General features: G+C 61.8%; 12 protein-coding genes. 3 read left to right on the top strand and 9 right to left on the bottom strand.

Annotated features, from left to right (window positions below; translation table 11 throughout):
• The first annotated feature begins 39 nt into the window (after positions 1-39).
• Positions 40-6,585 carry a two-partner secretion domain-containing protein gene (locus V7714_RS07425; protein WP_335709142.1) on the top strand — a complete coding sequence of 2,182 codons (6,546 nt, stop codon included), beginning with the start codon at positions 40-42 and terminating at the stop codon, positions 6,583-6,585.
• A gap of 13 nt (positions 6,586-6,598) precedes the next feature.
• Positions 6,599-7,315 (top strand): FecR family protein, encoded by a 717-nt coding sequence (locus V7714_RS07420; RefSeq protein ID WP_335709141.1) that lies wholly within the window; start codon positions 6,599-6,601, stop codon positions 7,313-7,315.
• A 487-nt stretch (positions 7,316-7,802) separates the two neighbouring features.
• Here the strand turns inward: V7714_RS07420 and V7714_RS07415 are convergent, their stop codons facing one another.
• Positions 7,803-8,567: a class II glutamine amidotransferase gene (locus V7714_RS07415; RefSeq protein WP_290331944.1), complete on the bottom strand. Its 765-nt coding sequence runs from the start codon at positions 8,565-8,567 to the stop codon at positions 7,803-7,805.
• 116 nt (positions 8,568-8,683) lie between these two features.
• On the opposite strand from V7714_RS07415, the gene fliD reads away from it, so the two are divergent.
• Positions 8,684-10,084, top strand: a complete 1,401-nt coding sequence (gene fliD / locus V7714_RS07410; protein ID WP_335709140.1) for a flagellar filament capping protein FliD — start codon at positions 8,684-8,686, stop codon at positions 10,082-10,084.
• Between the two features lie 92 nt (positions 10,085-10,176).
• Here the strand turns inward: fliD and V7714_RS07405 are convergent, their stop codons facing one another.
• The 8 genes from V7714_RS07405 to V7714_RS07370 all read right to left on the bottom strand — a co-directional run bounded on the left by V7714_RS07405 (position 10,177) and on the right by V7714_RS07370 (position 17,516).
• Positions 10,177-12,174 carry an acetyl/propionyl/methylcrotonyl-CoA carboxylase subunit alpha gene (locus V7714_RS07405; protein WP_335709139.1) on the bottom strand — a complete coding sequence of 666 codons (1,998 nt, stop codon included), beginning with the start codon at positions 12,172-12,174 and terminating at the stop codon, positions 10,177-10,179.
• Positions 12,175-12,255: 81 nt separating this feature from the next.
• Positions 12,256-13,044, bottom strand: a complete 789-nt coding sequence (locus V7714_RS07400) for an enoyl-CoA hydratase/isomerase family protein (RefSeq protein WP_335709138.1) — start codon at positions 13,042-13,044, stop codon at positions 12,256-12,258.
• 11 nt (positions 13,045-13,055) lie between these two features.
• Positions 13,056-13,529, bottom strand: a complete 474-nt coding sequence (locus V7714_RS07395; protein WP_335709137.1) for a YaiI/YqxD family protein — start codon at positions 13,527-13,529, stop codon at positions 13,056-13,058.
• Positions 13,526-14,182 carry a hypothetical protein gene (locus V7714_RS07390; RefSeq protein WP_335709136.1) on the bottom strand — a complete coding sequence of 219 codons (657 nt, stop codon included), beginning with the start codon at positions 14,180-14,182 and terminating at the stop codon, positions 13,526-13,528. The genes V7714_RS07395 and V7714_RS07390 overlap by 4 nt, the downstream gene beginning before the upstream one ends.
• A 12-nt stretch (positions 14,183-14,194) precedes the next feature.
• Positions 14,195-15,802, bottom strand: a complete 1,608-nt coding sequence (locus tag V7714_RS07385; protein ID WP_335709135.1) for a carboxyl transferase domain-containing protein — start codon at positions 15,800-15,802, stop codon at positions 14,195-14,197.
• 91 nt (positions 15,803-15,893) lie between these two features.
• The gene (locus V7714_RS07380) at positions 15,894-16,241 is read right to left on the bottom strand and encodes a cupin domain-containing protein (RefSeq protein WP_335709134.1); all 348 of its coding nucleotides are present in this window, start codon (positions 16,239-16,241) and stop codon (positions 15,894-15,896) included.
• A gap of 19 nt (positions 16,242-16,260) precedes the next feature.
• Positions 16,261-17,001 (bottom strand): GNAT family N-acetyltransferase, encoded by a 741-nt coding sequence (locus V7714_RS07375; RefSeq protein WP_335709133.1) that lies wholly within the window; start codon positions 16,999-17,001, stop codon positions 16,261-16,263.
• Between the two features lie 5 nt (positions 17,002-17,006).
• Positions 17,007-17,516, bottom strand: a complete 510-nt coding sequence (locus tag V7714_RS07370; protein WP_335709132.1) for a GNAT family N-acetyltransferase — start codon at positions 17,514-17,516, stop codon at positions 17,007-17,009.
• Between the last annotated feature and the right edge of the window lie 27 nt (positions 17,517-17,543).

Here is a 17,543-nt window from a genome sequence, read left to right as displayed (position 1 = left end):
GGCGGTAAACCGCCTCCGCGTCGAGCGGAAGGAGTCACCATGAGTATCTCGCAGCAGCCCGGTTTTGCCATGAAATCCCTGTTTGTTGCCACGCTGGCCTGCTATGCGCCGCTGGCCGCTGCCAACCCCACCGGTGGTACGGTGGTGTCGGGTGGTGCCACGTTCAATCAGCAAGGCAACAGCCTGATCGTGACCAATACACCGGGTACGGTGATCAACTGGCAGTCGTTCTCCATCAATCAGGACGAACTGACCCGCTTTGTGCAGCAGAATGCCAATAGCGCAGTGCTGAACCGGATCACTGGGCAGGATCCTTCGCAGATACTGGGGCAGCTGCAATCGAATGGCCGGGTGTTCCTGATCAACCCGAACGGGATTGTGTTCGGCCAGGGGGCGCAGATTGATACGGCGGGTCTGGTGGCCTCGACGCTCAATATCAGCGACGACGATTTCAGGGCCGGCAAGCTTAAGTTTGAAGGTGCGGCCACAGGCAATATCAGCAATGCCGCCAATATCACCACGCCGTCTGGCGGCTTTGTCTATCTGATCGCACCCAATGTCGAAAACAGCGGTGTCATCGTATCGCCCAAGGGCGAGATATTGCTCTCGGCGGGCCGCAGCGTGGAGTTGGTCGATGGCGTCGATACCAGCCTGCGCGTGAAGGTGCATGCACCTGCCGGCCAGGTGGTCAATGTGGGGCAACTGATTGCCGAGCAAGGCCGTATCGGCATCTTTGCTGCGGCCATCATGCAGCAGGGCGTGGTCAGCGCCAACCGTGCCGAAGTGGGCGAGGGTGGCAAGATCGTCTTCAAGGCCACCGATGCCTTGAACCTGGCTGCCGGTAGCCGCACCGAGGCCAAGGGTGGCCAGGTGCTGGCACAGACCAGTGCGGGCGACACCCTGGTCAGTGGTGTGGTGGATGTCTCCAACACGGGTGGTGTCGGCGGGCAGGCGACCTTGCTGGGCAAGCGCGTGGGCGTGTTCAACGGCGCGACCGTGGTGGCTGATGGGCGTGATGGCGGTGGCCAGATACGTATCGGCGGTGACTTCCAGGGCAAGAACCCTGACGTACAGAATGCGCAGGTTACTGCTATCGCCGACGGGGCGACGGTGAGTGCCAACGCCACCGGTAATGGCATGGGCGGCCGGCTGATAGTCTGGTCTGACCTGGCGACCCGTGTGCAAGGCAACCTGAGTGCCCGTGGTGGCCAGTTGGGTGGTGACGGCGGCTTTACCGAGATTTCGAGCAAGGGCCACCTCGACCTGCGCTCGGTGGTGGATCTTTCATCGACCCATGGCAAGGTGGGGCAGCTGCTGCTGGACCCAACAGACCTGTGGATAGGCTCTGCGCCAGCCGTGTGCCTGCCGACGGTGTGCGTGGATGGCGGCAGCGGCGGCACCCTGCTGGACAATACCTTTAGCTACGCCGAGCACGCCGATCATTCCTACATCTCCGCCTCCCTGATCAATATCCAGGGTGCGTCGGCGATGGTTACGCTGCAATCGAACAACAACATCACGGTCGCCGAGGATGTCGAGAGCGACTTTGGCCTGACCCTGCAAGCAAACAACGATATCGAGGTTTTGAGCGGCGTTAACATACTCAGCGATCTGGGCAGTGTGGTGCTGGATGCCGATCACGATATCCTGGTGGGTTCGGGTGCCACCATTACGACCAATGGTGGCCCGGTAGACCTGATTGCAGGTAACGGGATTTTCCATCTCGGTACCATCAGCAGTTCGACTTCGGTACTGTTGCAGGCGACCAATGACATCTCGATTGCCTCGGGCGCCAATATCACTGCCAGCAGCGGCACGGTGACCCTGATGGGGCGGGATGTGTACCTGGGCTCGGGCGGCTTGGTGGACGCTGCGGGCCTGCTGAAAATTGACGCAAGCCGCAACATCACGCTGGATGGCTCGCTAGATAGCGATAGCACGGTAGAACTCAAGTCGCTGAACGGCGCTGCCAGCATGACCGGTACGGCATCTGTGATGGCGCCGACGGTGAATCTGCATGTGGGCACGGGAGGATTTAATTCCGGCGTCAACACGCGGGTGGATACCGATGCCCTTTTCATTATTGCTGCCAAGGGCAATGTCACCATAGGCGGCCTAGATGGCAAGACCACCCAGACCGAGATCAATGCTGCCCACGATGGTAGCTATAACGGCCTGACACTCGATATTACCGAGACTGCCGGTATCAATCAGGGCTTGAAGGTCGGTAGTGTCGGCATAGGTTGGGCGGGCGGCACGGTCAAGCTCAACTCCAAGTTTGGCGACATTACGCAGGTGGACGGTTCGCATGTCCGGGCCAAGCACCTGATTGTGACCTCGGGGAATGCCTCGGGGACCGGCAACATCCTGCTCAATGGCAGTGGCTCGGTCAACGAGATTGCCGAGTTAAGTGCTGCGGTATGCCAGAGCGCTTGCAGCGGTGCCAGCTCGTTGAATGTGAACAACAATACCGCGATGGCGTTGACCAACTTTGGCGGCAATGCTGTTACCGGCCCCAACGACATCACCATCAAGAGCGTAGGGCCGCTGACGGTCAATGGCTTGGTGAATGGAGGCGGGTTTGTCGACCTGGTCAGTGATGGCAAGCTGACGATCAACAGCAACGTTACTGCGGCCAGCGGTCTGACGCTGGAGGGTGACGGCGGGATCGATATCAACGCCTTGGTGGCAGGTACCACGAGCGTGAACCTGAAGTCCGGCAACGCGGCGGTGCAGGCTGGCGCCTCGGGCATGGTGTCCGCCAGCAACCTCTATCTGCAGAGCATGGGTGGTACGGGGGCCGTAGGGTCCAAGAGCGCACCACTGAAGCTGACCAGCGGCGGCGGCATGTCGGTTTATATCGGCTCGGGATCGGACACCATCAGTACCGTGGCCTTGGATATGCAAGGCTCCGGCAACCTGAGCCTGTTCGCAGGTGGCGAATCCTCGTCCTTGAATATCGGCAATCTGTTTGTTTCGGCCTTGAACAACATCAACGCCAGTGCCAGCATCACTGGCAATGAGCTTGCGCTCAAGTCCAGCGGCGGTAGTGTGTCGCTGAGCAACTACAGCTACAACCTGAGCGGGTTGACGCTGGAAGCGGGGTCTGCAGGCTCGGTGGCTTTCAATGGCTCGTCGGTGTTCGTCAACAACCTGAACGTCAAGGCCGGCACCTTCAATATGAGCTCGGCGCCTGCGCTGAGCATAGGCAGTGCCACGGTAGCAGCGGACAATATCGTCTTTGGCGGCCAGTCGCTGGGCACATCGGCCTCGCCACTGTCGTCGCTGACGCTGTCGCCCTTCCAACCCACTGGCGATCTCACCCTGAGTACCGGCTTGGCAGCCAGTCTGTTTACCAACAACCTGCTGCTGACCGGCAATAACGTCAATCTGCCAACAGGCATCTCCTTGTCAGGTCGCCTGGGTACGGATCTGACCGGCAGCTTCAACGCCGGTGCGATGGTCAGCGCCAGTGTGGTTGATATCAAGGCAGGTGCCGGTGTGAGCCTTAATGGCCTGACGGCCACCGATATCATTGTGAATAGCGGCGGTGGCATTACCGGCTTGTCCGCCATCTCCGGCGGTCTGGTCTCCCTGACATCGGCCAGCAGCCTGGGGTCGGCGAGTGCGCCCTTGGGCATCACGGCCAACAACCTGACCTTGGCGACAACAGGTGCTGGTGCCGGTATCTATGCTGCCTCCAATGCGGGCCAGGTAACGTTGAATGCGGCTGGCGATATTGTCTACAACGCGCAGGGGTCGGCTTCGCTCAGCGCGACCAGCTCGGGTGGCGGCATCAATATCACGGGTGCGGGTGATTTGTCCTTTAGCAGCCTGACCGGCACCGGTGATGTGCTGGTCAACAGCGCAGGTGCCCTGAACTTGGCCGGGGCCAGCGGTGGCAGCATTACGCTGATGGCTGCAGGCAGCATAGGCTCCGATGGTGGGCCTGTGCGGGTGAATGCCAGCAGCCTGCTGAAGGCCACTACCACTGGTAGCGGCTCGGGCATCTATATTGCCGAGGCCGATGGCGTGGATTCGGCCATATTGACCACCAACAATGGCGATATCAGCTTTACTAGCGGGGGGGCTGCCAGCGTGACGGCATCGACCGGCGGTGCCGGCCGTAATGTGTCGCTGACAACCACCAGCGGCAACCTGACGGTAGCGGGCCTCAGCGATGTGGCCAACAAGCTGACGCTGGCATCGGCGGGCAGCCTGATCACCAGTGCTGGTGTCAATCTGTCTGCGGCGGATTTGAGCCTGAAATCGGTAGACAGCTTCAACCTGGGCGGCAACCTGACTGCCAATACGGCGCTCTCGCTCGATAGCGGCGGCGTGATCACGACGGCGGCGGGCGCCACCATTTCGGCGCCGACGCTGACCTTGCGTGCCGTAGGCGGCATAGGCACCGAAGGCGGTAGCGCCAATGTCAACACCAGCAACCTGCTGGCCTCCACCAGCGGTAGCGGCGCGGGCATCTATATCAACAGCGTGGGCACTTCGCCACTGAATGCAGGGGTGAACGCCGGTTCGGGCAATGTACGCCTGAGCGTGGCGGGCGATATGACCGGCAGCGTGGCGGGCAGCGATGTCCATGTCCAGGCTGTGGGATCGATAGGCAATGCCGGGCAGCGCCTGCAACTGGCATCCAACAACCTGACCCTGCTCAGCGGCGGTAGCATCTTTGCCAATGAGGCGGATGGCACCACGGCGCAACTGACCACCACCAATGGCGATATCGATTTTGCCAGTGGCGGTGCCAGCACTGTCGGTGCAACGGTGGGGGGCAGCAATCGCAGCCTGTCGCTGGCCACCGCCAGCGGCGACCTGACTGTCAGTTCACTGAGCGGTTCGCTGGCCAAGCTCTCGCTGGCCAGCGGCGGCAGCCTGAACACACCGGCAGGCGTGAGCCTGGAGGCGGCGGAACTGGCGCTCAAGTCGGCCAGCAGTTTCAATCTGGGCGGTAACCTGAGTTCCAGCGGCGCACTGACGCTGGACAGCGGCGGCAGCATTACCACCGCCAGCGGTGTCAGCATCACGGCGCCGACGCTGACGCTGATTGCGGCTACTGGCATCGGTAGTTCGGGCGCTGCGGCCTCGGTCAATACCAGCAACCTCACGGCTAAGTCCGGCAGTGGCGGCGTCTTCATCAATAGCCTGGGCAGCCTGGCGAGTGCCAATCTGGGCAGCGATAGCGGCAATATCCAGCTCAAGACGGCCGATGCAACCGGCTTGCTGGCTTCTATCGACGCGGGCTCTGGTTCGGTACTGCTTAACTTGGCTGGTGGCCTGAGCGGCGAGGTCAAAGGTGGCGATATTGAACTGTCGGTGGCATCCGGCGGCGTAGGCACCAGTGCCGAGGCACTGCGGGTGGCAGCCAACAACCTGAAGGTGACCAGCGCTGGCGGCGTGTTCATCAACGAGAAGGACGCCCTGAACGCGGTAGTGACGACCACCGATGGCGCCATCGAACTGACGGCAGGCGGCAACCTGACTGCCGCAGGCACGGCAGGTGGCGGCAAGGGTATCAAGCTGGCCAGCCTGGGTGTGATAGACCTGGCTGGGCTGTTGACCACGGGTGACCTGGCTGCCACGGCATCGGGCAATATCGTGGGCTCGGGCAGTGGCAATAGCGTCAGCGCCCGCCTTGCCAGTTTCTCGGCTGGCGGCATGATAGGACCGCTGAAAACCAGTCTGCAGGTGCTGCAAGCCAAGGCAGGCAGCTCCATCGATGTACTGAATGCAACTGCACTGGAAGTGCAGGGGGCTACTGCAGGTTCGGGCAGCGTGCGTATCGAATCGAACGGCGGCCTGACCACCACCGGCCCGGTTGTGGCTGGCACCTCGGTGGATCTGATCACCCATAGCCCACTCACCATTGGTGCTGGTGGCGTGTCGGCTGGCTCGGGGATTACCCTCAAATCGGGTTCGGGTACGGGTAACGATGACATCACCATCAACGGCAACCTGCAGAGCACCACGGGCGGTTGCCTGGTGGATGCCGGCGGCAGCGTGGCCCAGAACGCCAATATCGTACTCGGCGGCAACGGGGCAGTGACGGTGAATTCCCAGACCGGCAATGTGCTGATGGCAGCAGGTACCACCACCTCTACCAATGGCGGCAGCATAGGGTACACGGCGCAAGGCAATATTGCGCTGAGCTTGCTGGATGCTGGCCCGACCGGTGCGGTGGCAGTGAATGCGACGACGGGCGCAGTCAGCTCGGTTACCCCTGGCCTCATCAATGTGCGTGGTGGTCAGCTGACAGTCAATGCGGGTGGACGTATCGATATGGGCGTGGATGTGCCTGCCGATCAGCTCAAGTTCAACAGCGGCGTAGGCTATGCCGTGGTACGCGATGCATCGGGTGGTCTGGTACCGGGCAGTTCGGCGCCGACGACAGACGATAGTGCCCAGAACGATACCGTCAACGCTATCAATACGGTCAATACCACGGTGAATAATGCGGGCGACGTCAAGGACGATGCCCAGAAGAAGATAGACGAGCAGCAGAGCGGCGACCAGACGCAAACTGATGAGGAACAAGGCGATGACAAGAACAAGAAAACCAAGAAGTGCTAGCACCATGCTGAAGATGGCGACGCTTCTGGTCTCGTTCACCCTCGCCGTGCCTGCTTACGCAGCCCAGGCGGGTACCGTAACCCAGCTGGCCGGCGTGCTAAGTGCGCGCAAGGCGGATGGTATCGTCAAGATACTGGGTTTACAGTCCAGCGTGGACAAGGGCGACCTGCTCTCCACTGGGGCCAATACCTATGCCAGACTGAAGTTCAGCGACGGTGGGGAGTTGACCCTGCGGCCCAATACCCAGCTCAAGATCGATGACTACAAGTTCGATCAGGCCAAGCCGCAGGAAGACAACGCCTTCTTCCGGCTGGTCAAAGGGGGCTTGCGGGCGGTGACTGGGCTGGTGGGCAAGCGTAACGGCCTGGAGAACTACCGTATGGCCACGCCGACGGCGACCATAGGCATACGCGGCACCAACTATGGCGTGCTGTTCTGCCGCAAGGAGGAAAGCCAGTGCGACGATTATCGCAGCAACGAAGGGCAGATTCCGCTGGATGGCCTGTATGTTGACGTGGCAGATGGTCGCATCGTGGTGCAGAACCAGGGTGGGGCACAGGAGTTCGGCACCGGCGAGTTCGGTTATGTGGGTACCTTGACCACACCGCCGATCACCGTGCCGCCGCGCAGTGGCGTGCCCATCGCCACTGACAAGGGCACCAACAAGCCGCCTGAGGCCGTGCTGGAGAAGCAGGCCGATCAAAAGGACTTCGAGTGCACCATAGACTGAGTCTGGTAGGGTGCCAGTGAGGAGCTGGAAAGCGGTATCGTTGGAATAAGTGAGATGCTGGCACCCGGTAAAACCGGGTGCTTGCCATTTGGGTTGTGCCAAATAGCATTGCGCGGAGCGTGTTGCTTCAAGCTCTTGAAGGTTAAGAACCGTCTAAATATGAAGCTCTGTCCTTATTGTCTGCAAGATGCCATTTGGTGGGTTCGACTCAAAGCTAAGCCAGAGCTTCGTTTTTCGTTGTGCTTCGAATGTGATTCAGTATGGCTCTTGGATCAACCCATTTCCGATCAGGTGGGAACCACATTTGATAAGTACATGCACGCGCTTGGCCGTGCGGCGGATTGGAAGGATATTGAGAAGCTAGAGGTGATGGCGTAAGAGCTCAACGCAGCCCCATCTGCATATCTGCAACAAAATGTGTGGCTGGATGATCGGCGATATTTTGAAGCACCAATCCGTCCTGGTTTATGAGGCAGTGTGAAGCCTGCTAGCGGGTAGGCTGGCCATCCACAAAGACAACCAACTCACCCGTCTGCATTTTTGTCCAGGCCTCGTTGTCGGTCAGTGGCTGGGTGGCGATCAGGGCGACGCGGTCGTTGGGGGTGGTCAGGGCATCGAAATCGACGCTGATGTCCTGGTCTATCAGGTGTGCCTGGCCGAATGGTGCCTTGCGGACGATGTAGTGCAGATTGGTGGCGCAGTGGGCAGCCAGCCATTCGCCATTCGATAGCAGGAAATTGAGCGTGCCGTGGCGGGATAGCTCGGCGGCCAACTGGCTCAGGGCGGCCTGCAAGGTGGCTGCGTCTGGCTTGGCCGGGAATCGGGCAGACAGCTGCTCGAGTAGCCAGCAGAAGGCATGTTCGCTATCGGTGTCGCCCACTGGCTGAAAGCGCTCGGCGCTGAGCGCGGGCAAGGTCTTGAGGTCGCCGTTGTGGGCGAATAACCAGTATTGCCCCCACAGTTCACGCAGGAAAGGGTGGGTATTGGCCAGCGATACCTTGCCCACGGTGGCCTTGCGGATATGCGATATCACGTTGGTGGACTTGATGGGATAGCTGCGCACCAGCTCGGCAATGGGCGAGGTGGTGGAGGCCTGCCAGTCGATGAACAGGCGGCAGCCACGCCCTTCGAAGAAGCCTATGCCCCAGCCGTCGGCATGGTGGTCCGTTTCACCGCCACGTCGGCGGAAACCCTCGAACGAAAAGCAGATATCGGTAGGCACATTGCAGTTCATGCCCATCAGCTGGCACATCAAATACTCCTTGGGTAATACTGCACCGCTTGGCAGAACGGTGGCTAAGCCTAGTAAAATCAAGCGTATAGTAAAAGGGCAGGTGCCGCTGTCATGGCGCTTGCGTGGAGGTTATCGTGAATCTCACCAGCATCGCCAGCAACCTGAGCCGGGCCTATGGCCTAGTATCCAACGATCCACTGCGTCTGCAAAGCCTTGGGCGTGCAACGGGGTTGAACTCGGCTGGCGGCAATGGCGCTGGCAGCGGTGTGGGTGGCCTGCGCCTGCCTGGTTCTACACAGGTCAAGCTGTCGGACTACGGGCGCCTGCAATCGGCACTGACCAACCTCAAGACGGCTGTAGGCGGGCTGGATAGCGATGATGAAGTTGCTGGCGTAAGCCTGCGCTCCGACAACAGGCAGATCAGCGCCAATGTGGACAAAAAAGCGGGCCCTTTGCGTGCTGCTACCGTGGAGGTGACACAGACCGCTGAGTCGCAGCGCCTGCAAAGCCAGGCGTTTGATCCGTCCAGCCTGGTGGGGACGGGCACGCTCAATATCGACTTTGGCCGCTTCAACAGCAGCACCAATACCTTTACCCAGGGCGACCAAGCCACGGCGCAGGTCTCCATAGGTGTGCTCGACAGTTCGCTCAACGGTATTGCCAATGCCATCAATCGTGCGGGCGTGGGTATCAGCGCCAGGGTGGTGCAGGAAGACAGCAGCGCCAGGCTGGAACTGACTGGCCAGAATACGGGTACGGACCAGGCTTTCCGTATCCGGGTACGCGACAATGATGCGAATGGCACGGATAGCACCCAGGGGCTATCGCGGCTGGCCTTTGATCCAGTTGAACAGGCTGGGGCGGGGCGTAATCTCACGCAGCTGCGGGCAGCGCAGGATGCGGAACTGAAAGTCGATGGACGGGCTGTCAGCAGTCCCAGCAACCAGGTCAGCCGGGCGCTGAGTGGGGCGACCTTGAATATAGAGGGCACGGGGACGGCGCGCATAAGCTTGAGCCGTGATGCCAGCGAAGCTAGCCGCAGTGCCGGTAAGCTGGTTGCTGCACTGAATGGCTTTTATAGCCAGGCGGGCAATCTGCAGGCAGATGGCTTGACCCGCCGCGTCGCTAACGACTTGGATTCGGCGCTGGGGGGCGCTGAATCGGGTAGCGGCCTGAAGCGGCTGACGCTGTCGCAGCTTGGTGTTGAGCGCGCCGGAGAAGGGCGCTTCAAGTTGGACGAGGAAAAGTTCAACCGGGCCTTTGAAGCCAACGCTGATGGCGTTACCAGCCTGCTGTCGCAGGTGGCCAGCGAGGTGAAGGGGGTGACTGAGAACAGTACGGTGACCAGCCAGTTGCGCCGTAGCACCGAAGGGCTGCGCGCCGCCAATGCGACAGATAGCAATCCATTCGTCGCGCAAGCCCGCCAGACACAGCTGCAGAACCTGCTGGGCAATCAGGCGACCTTGCTCAACTATTCACCAACGACCCGCAATCTGTATGGCTTGGCGCAGTATCTGTCTGTTGCCAGCTTCTGATGCACGCCACCTGACATAAAGCCCCACAAAGCCCTGCTCTGATGCACCAGAGCAGGGCTTGTCATTTTGGGAGCCGCCCAGGCCGACAGTGCCTAGTCGCTGGCAATTTCCAGTAGTGCGGCGCCTTCCTTGACCTGCTCACCCTTCTGGAAGAACACCTCGGCTACCCTGCCGGCCTGGGGGGCCAGTATGGTGTGTTCCATCTTCATGGCTTCCAGGATGACCAAGGGCGTGCCTTTCTCCACCTGATCGCCAGCCTTGACGTGAACGGCTACCACCGTGCCGGGCATGGGGGCGGTCAGGCCACCGCCGGCTTCGACGGCTGCCAGTCCGGCCAGCAAGGGGTTGAACGGGGTTAGGGCGATGTTGTGACCATTGCGTACCAGGGTCAGGGTGTTGCCATCGCGTACCACGCTGGCACTCAGGCGATAGCCATCCAGCGTGGCGTGGAGCTGGCCTTCGGTCAGCGTACCGTGTGCAGCGATCTGTGCCTCGCCAATCTCCAGCAGATAGCCGGTATCGCGATAGTGTGCCATCACCGCGTGTTCTGCTTCGCCGTGGCGGAAATGCAGGGCGTGACGGTTGTCCTGGTTCAGGCGCCAGCCGTCTACCTGCCACCAGGGCGAGTCGGCATCCTTGGCACGCTGGCGGGCGGCTTCGCTCTTACCCTCCAACAGGGCCAGTTCCGCCAGGGCGGCCAGGGCCAGGGTTTCGTTGCTGATGGTGGCTGGTGGCGGAATCAGGGTGTCGCGGTGGCGGGCAATAAAGCCGGTATCGAGTTCAGCGGCGCGGAAGGCGGGGTGGCTGGCCAATTGGCCGAGGAAGTCGAGGTTGGTATCCAGCCCCACGACTTCATACTCTGCCAGGGCGCTGGACAGGCGATCCAGTGCGCGGTCGCGGTTTTCGTCCCAGACGATCAGTTTGGCAATCATGGGGTCGTACCAGGGCGAGATCTCATCGCCGCTGGTGACGCCGGTATCCACCCGTACATGGGCTGATTCTTGCGGTTGGCGCATATGGGCCAGTCGGCCTATCTGCGGCAGGAAGTCGCGGGCGGGGTCTTCGGCATAAACGCGAGCCTCGAAGGCATGGCCCTGTATGCGTAGTTCATCCTGGCGGCGCGGCAGCGGCTCTCCGCTGGCCACGCGCAACTGCCACTCCACCAGATCGAGACCGGTGATCATCTCGGTCACCGGATGCTCAACCTGCAACCGGGTGTTCATTTCCATGAAGTAGAAGGCATCGGAAAGCGTGTCGAAGATGAATTCGACAGTACCGGCGCCGACATAGCCCACGGCCTTGGCGGCCCGTACGGCCGCCTCGCCGATCTGCGCCCGCAAGGCGGGGCTCAGGCCGGGGGCCGGTGCTTCTTCCAACACTTTCTGGTGACGGCGCTGCACCGAGCAGTCACGCTCGAACAGGTAGACCGCCTCGCCATGGGTGTCGCCAAACACCTGTATTTCGATATGGCGGGGTTTGGTCAGGTATTTCTCCACCAGCACCATGTCATCGCCAAAACTGGCGGTGGCTTCGCGTTTGGCCGAGGCCAGCTGGCCGGCGAAATCCTCGCTTTTCTCGACGATCTTCATGCCCTTGCCGCCGCCACCGGCGGAGGCCTTGATCAGTACGGGGTAGCCCATGCGATCTGCTTCGGCCTGCAGGAAGGCGGCATCCTGATTGTCGCCGTGGTAGCCGGGCACCAGGGGTACGTCGGCTTTCTCCATCAGCGTCTTGGCGGCAGACTTGGAACCCATGGCGGCGATGGCGCTGGCAGGTGGGCCGATAAAGACCACGCCGGCCGCAGCACAGGCCTCGGCAAACGTCTCGTTCTCGCTGAGGAAGCCATAACCGGGGTGGATGGCCTCGGCACCGGTGCGCTGGGCGATTTCCAGGATCAGGTCAGCCTTGAGATAGGACTCGCGTGGTGCAGGTGGGCCCAGGCGGAAGGCTTCATCGGCCAGCTTTACATGGCGGGCATCGGCGTCGGCATCGGAATAGACCGCGACGGTTTTGATACCCATCTGGCGGGCTGTCTTGATGACACGGCAGGCAATTTCGCCCCGGTTGGCGATCAGGATTTTCTTGAACATCGGTTTGGCTCGTTGTGAAGCACAGTGCTGCAAGGGAGGGAGGCGGTACCGGCGCCAGGCGCCGGTACGCAAGTCATGTCGTTATTGGGTGACCCAGTTGGGTGGGCGCTTTTCCAGGAAGGCGGTGAGCCCCTCCTGGCCTTCCGGGCTGACACGCTGCCGGGCAATGCGCTGAGCGCAATGCTCGTTCAGTTCACCGCAAATGGGGCGGTCAGCCACTTCGGCAACCAGTTGCTTGGCAGCCTGCATGGAGGCCGGGCCGTTGATGAGCAACTGCGCCGCCCAGCTGTGCGCCAGTGGACTGACTTCGTCCTGCGGGGCGATCTCGTGCACCAGGCCGATGCGCAGGGCGGTTTCAGGCGTGAAGCGCTCGGCCGACAGGAAGTAGCGCCGTGCATGGCTGCTGCCTATCTTGCGCACCACATAGGGGGAGATGACGGCAGGGATCAGGCCGAGTTTGACCTCGGTCAGAGCCAGCATGGCCTCGGGCGCGGCAAATACCATGTCGCAGCAGGCCAGCAGACCTACGCCACCGCCATAGGCCGGGCCTTGCACGGCGGCCACGGTCGGCTTGGGCAGCGTGTCTAGCACATGCATCAGCTGGGCCAGTTTGCGGGCATCGGCCAGGTTCTCAGCCTCGCCGTAGCTGGCCATGCGCTTCATCCAGCCCAAATCGGCACCTGCCGAGAAACTCTTGCCGGTGGCGGCCAGGACCACGACACGTGCGGCCGGATTCTCCGCCAACGCCTGCAGTGCCTCGGTCAGCTCCACAATCAGGCCGTCGTCGAAGGCATTGTGGCGCTCGGGCCGGTTGAGAGTCAGGGTAGCCACGCCATTGCTGGCGATGTGGGTAGTCAGGGATGTGCTCATGATCTTGTCTCCTAGGCTTGGTGTTTCTGCAAGAACCGGTCCAACTGATTGGCAAAAGCCTGCCGGTCCGATTGGCTGAAGGCGGCTGGTCCGCCGGTCTCTACGCCGCTATTGCGCAGCGCCTCCATGAAGTCCCGCATCCTCAGTCTTTCGGCCATGTTCTCGGGCGTATAGATCTCGCCGCGCGGGTTGATGGCATGGCCACCTTTTTCTATGACGGCCGCCGCCAGCGGAATATCCGCAGTGATGACCAGATCGCCGGCTTGCACCTTTAAAACGATCTCCCTGTCCGCGACATCGAAACCGGCGGGCACCTGCAGGCTGCGTATCCAGGCCGAGGGCGGTATGCGTATCAGCTGGTTAGCCACCAGCGTGGTAGGCACCTGCCAGCGCTCGGCGGCGCGGAACAGGATTTCCTTGATGACACCGGGGCAGGCATCGGCATCGACCCAAATCTGCATGGTGTGTGGGGCAGTGGTATTCATGGCGTGCCGACCCGCGTCTTGGCGTAGCTGAGTCCCTGCACCAGCAGGCGGCTGACGCCGCAGAAAGCCAGCGGTGCGGCGTCCAGCTTGCTTATGCTGCCTTCCATGTCGGTCAACACGCACAAGGCACTGCTGCAATGCGGCAGGCCCAGGTTATGGGCAATCTCGTGCACTGCCACCTTGCTCAGCCGCAGTTGCTGCTGCGCCGCACTGGCGCCCCGCTTGAGCCGGTAGGTGGAGGCGACCGCCACCTTGCGGTCCAACGAGCCCAGGCCAAACACCCCCCAATCCGGCTTGCCATGCAGGGTGGTGGAAATATCGGCATCGGTCAGCGCCAGTATGATGGGGCCATTGCCCGCCCGTTGCTGCGCCAGATAGTCGAGCAGGCGATCTGCCCGATAGCGCTGGCGAGCCGGGTAGTAGGCTGCCTGGGGCAGGCCCTGCGTTTTGCCGACGGCCACCGCAAAACCATACACCTGGCTAATGGCCTGGCGTACGGATTCCACATGCTGCGGCGCAATGCGGCCCATGGGCTGCAATAGGACAGCCGGACCGGGGACAGCCGGGCCGGATTCGGCCCAGGCTGCCAGCGCGCAGGCCAGCCACAGCAGCGGCTGCAGCTGGCGGGCGGCAAGTGTAGGGAGGCGGGACATGGGCGGTAGGCCTTACATCCGGAACACGCCGAACTTGGTGTCGGCTATGGGTTTGTTCAGGCTGGCGGAAATGGCCAGGCCCAGTACGCGGCGGCTGTCCTTGGGGTCGATGATGCCATCGTCCCACAGCCGGCTGGTGGCGTAGTAGGGGTGGCTTTGCGCTTCGAACTGGTCGCGCAGCGGTTTGCGTATGGCTTCCTTGTCCTCGTCAGACAGTGTCTTGCCCTGCTTGGCCAACGCCTCTTCGCGCACCTGGGCCAGTACGCCGGCGGCCTGTTCGCCACCCATCACCGCGATGCGGGCATTGGGCCACATCCACATGAAGTTGGGGTTGTAGGCCCGGCCACACATGCCGTAGTTGCCGGCGCCGTAGCTGCCGCCGATCACCATGGTGAACTTGGGTACCTTGCTGGTTGCCACAGCGGTCACCATCTTGGCGCCGTGCTTGGCTATCCCTTCGGCCTCGTATTTCTTGCCCACCATAAAGCCGGTGATGTTCTGCAGGAACACCAGCGGAATACCACGCTGGCTGCACAGCTCGATAAAGTGCGCCCCCTTCTGGGCCGACTCGCTGAACAGCACACCGTTGTTGGCGATGATGCCGACCGGATAGCCATAGATGTGGGCAAAGCCGGTAACCAGCGTAGTGCCGTAGGTTTCCTTGAACTCGTCAAAGGTCGAGCCATCGACAATGCGGGCGATCACTTGGCGGATATCAAAGGGCTTTTTCAGGTCGGCGCCGACAATGCCGTAGAGTTCTTCTGCCGGGTAGAGCGGCGCCAGGACAGGCTTGGTCGCCACTGTCATAGGCTTGACCCAGTTGAGGTTGGCAACAATGCGACGCACCTGATCCAGCGCATGGGCATCGTTGTGCGCGTAGTAGTCGGCCACGCCGCTGATCTTGGCATGTACATCGGCACCGCCCAGCTCCTCGGCCGTTACCACCTCGCCGGTTGCGGCGCGGACCAAGGGTGGGCCAGCCAGGAAGATGGTGGCCTGGTTTTTGACCATCACGCTGTAGTCGCTCATGGCGGGCACATAGGCACCGCCTGCCGTACAGCTGCCCATCACGGCGGCAATCTGGGGTACGCCCTGGGCGCTGAGATTGGCCTGGTTGTAGAAGATGCGGCCGAAGTGATCACGATCGGGGAAGACTTCGTCCTGGTTGGGCAGGTTGGCGCCGCCGGAGTCCACCAGTGCGATGCAGGGCAGGCGGTTTCCCATGGCGATTTCTTGCGCGCGCAGGTGCTTCTTCACCGTGATCGGGTAGTAGGTACCACCCTTTACCGTGGCATCGTTGGCGATGATCATGCATTCCACACCGCTGACCCGGCCTATGCCAGCGATCAGCCCGGCAGAGGGCACCTGGTCGTCGTACTGGCCGTAGGCGGCCAACTGGCCGATTTCCAGGAAGGGCGAGCCGACATCGAGCAATTGCGCCACGCGATCACGCGGCAGCAGCTTGCCCCGGGCGGTATGGCGGTTGCGGGCTGTTTCGCCGCCACCTTGCTCGACACGGGCGGCCTGCAGGCGCAGGTCGTCCACCAGCAGCTGCATGGCGGCCTGGTTGGTCTGGAACTGTTCTGCCTTGGGGTTGATGGTGTTGGGTAAGGTATTCATCTGGTCTCGGTCAGCGCCGGGGCGCGGGTCTTGGCATGGTCGTGCCTGCCGGTGGCAGGCGGTTGCGGGTAGGGAGAGATCGATAGGGGCTTTACACCGCGCCTCGTATGGCGACGGTAGGGGCTGATTCGGCAGGCGAAAACACCACCAGTACGTCGAGGGCGCTATGTACCGTGCTGAAACGCGGGGCGACGCGGGCCGGGACATGGACGATGCTGCCAGCAGCCACTTCCAGGCTGTCGCTGCCCACCTGCATGCTGGCTGACCCATTGATCACGTAATACAGCGATTCCTCCTGATGGGCGCCCTGGCTGTCGTGTGCCCCTGGCTGCAGGTGATACACGCCAGCACTCATGTCACGGCTGCGCAGAAACTCGTGGTAGGCCTCGCCCAGGGTTTGTCTATCCTGGCTGATGGCGTCTAGGTGGAAGGTCTGCATGGCGGCTCCTGTGGACGGTTCAGACGGACTTGGCCAGTACGGCCCAGTGATCGCTGCGTTCGATTTCGGCATAACCCAGTCGCTCATACAAGCGCCGGGCCGGGTTGTCGTGGAAGACCCGCAGCGACACACGGGCATGGCCCTGGGCGCGAGCCAGCTGGGCGAACTGCAGCATGGCCTGGCTACCCAGTCCGCGATTGCGATGGGCTGCTTCGATCTGGAAATCTGAAATGTGCAGGCTCTCGTCGCGCAGGCGCCAGCGCAGTATGCCTATGCGGTCTCTATCCAGGTACAGCAGGTGGTTCTGCAGCAGGGGCCAATCCTGCTCCAACTGCTCGACACCCCAATTGCCCAGCGCACGCAGGGGCAGATTGAGGCGGGTCTGTTCCAGGATGTAAGGCTTGTCCGCCTCGCCCGCCGGCACGAACCGCAGGCCGGGGCGCTGCTGACCGTAGGCGCGCTCGACGCGGGCAACGCGGGTCTCGAACGCGGCGTACCAGGACTTGCGTCCCTGCTCGCGGGCCAGGCTATGTTCGCCATGCTGTTTCCAGTTGGCGATGGCAGCCTCGCTCTCCCAGTAGGAGACCGTGATGCCCAGGCCATCGGCGCCGCGCACCGACTCCACCCCCAGAAAGCCCGGCTGCAGTTGCGCCAGTGCCACCATCCGCTCTGCGGTGTCGTCGTAAGCTGCCGTCACGGCGCTGCGTTGCGACGTGAAGATGACGGCATAGTAGGGCGGCTTGGGGGTAGCGGCGAACATGGCGCTCATAGCAAGGCGGTATCGAACACCAGCAGCACTTCTTGGATATCGGGGTTGCTGGGCATCTGCCGCTTTTGCTCGGTCCGCATGAATCCCAGGGTTTCGTAAAAGCGCAGCGCTGTGTCGTTGGTTTCGACTACCCAGGCGTTGATGCGCTCCACACCTTGCTCGGCCAGCCATCGATTGGCGGTATTGACCAGGCGGGCGCCAGCACCGCCACGCCGGAAGGTGGGCTCCACCCACATATTGCAGATATAGGCATGATCGCGGCGACCGCCTTCGAGATAGGCGCCGGCCATACCTACCGGTTTGCCGGTGCGGTACAGCACAAAGGTGGCCGATTCCGCACTGGTGGCGTATCGGCGTACATGGTCATCCCAATACTGCAGGGGGCGGGCGGCGATCTCTGCGTAGCGGCGGCCAAAGGCATCGGGCGCCTCGTTCAGGCCCGACAGGCGCAGGCCACGGAGTACCTCGCCCTGGTCGGGGCGTATGCGCTGTATTTGTTCCTGCATGTCTGTATCTCTATTTCCTTGGGTCGT

Source organism: Chitinimonas sp. JJ19, assembly GCF_036961565.1.
GTDB lineage: Bacteria > Pseudomonadota > Gammaproteobacteria > Burkholderiales > Chitinimonadaceae > Chitinimonas.
This window is presented reverse-complemented; position numbering and strand designations above follow the sequence as displayed.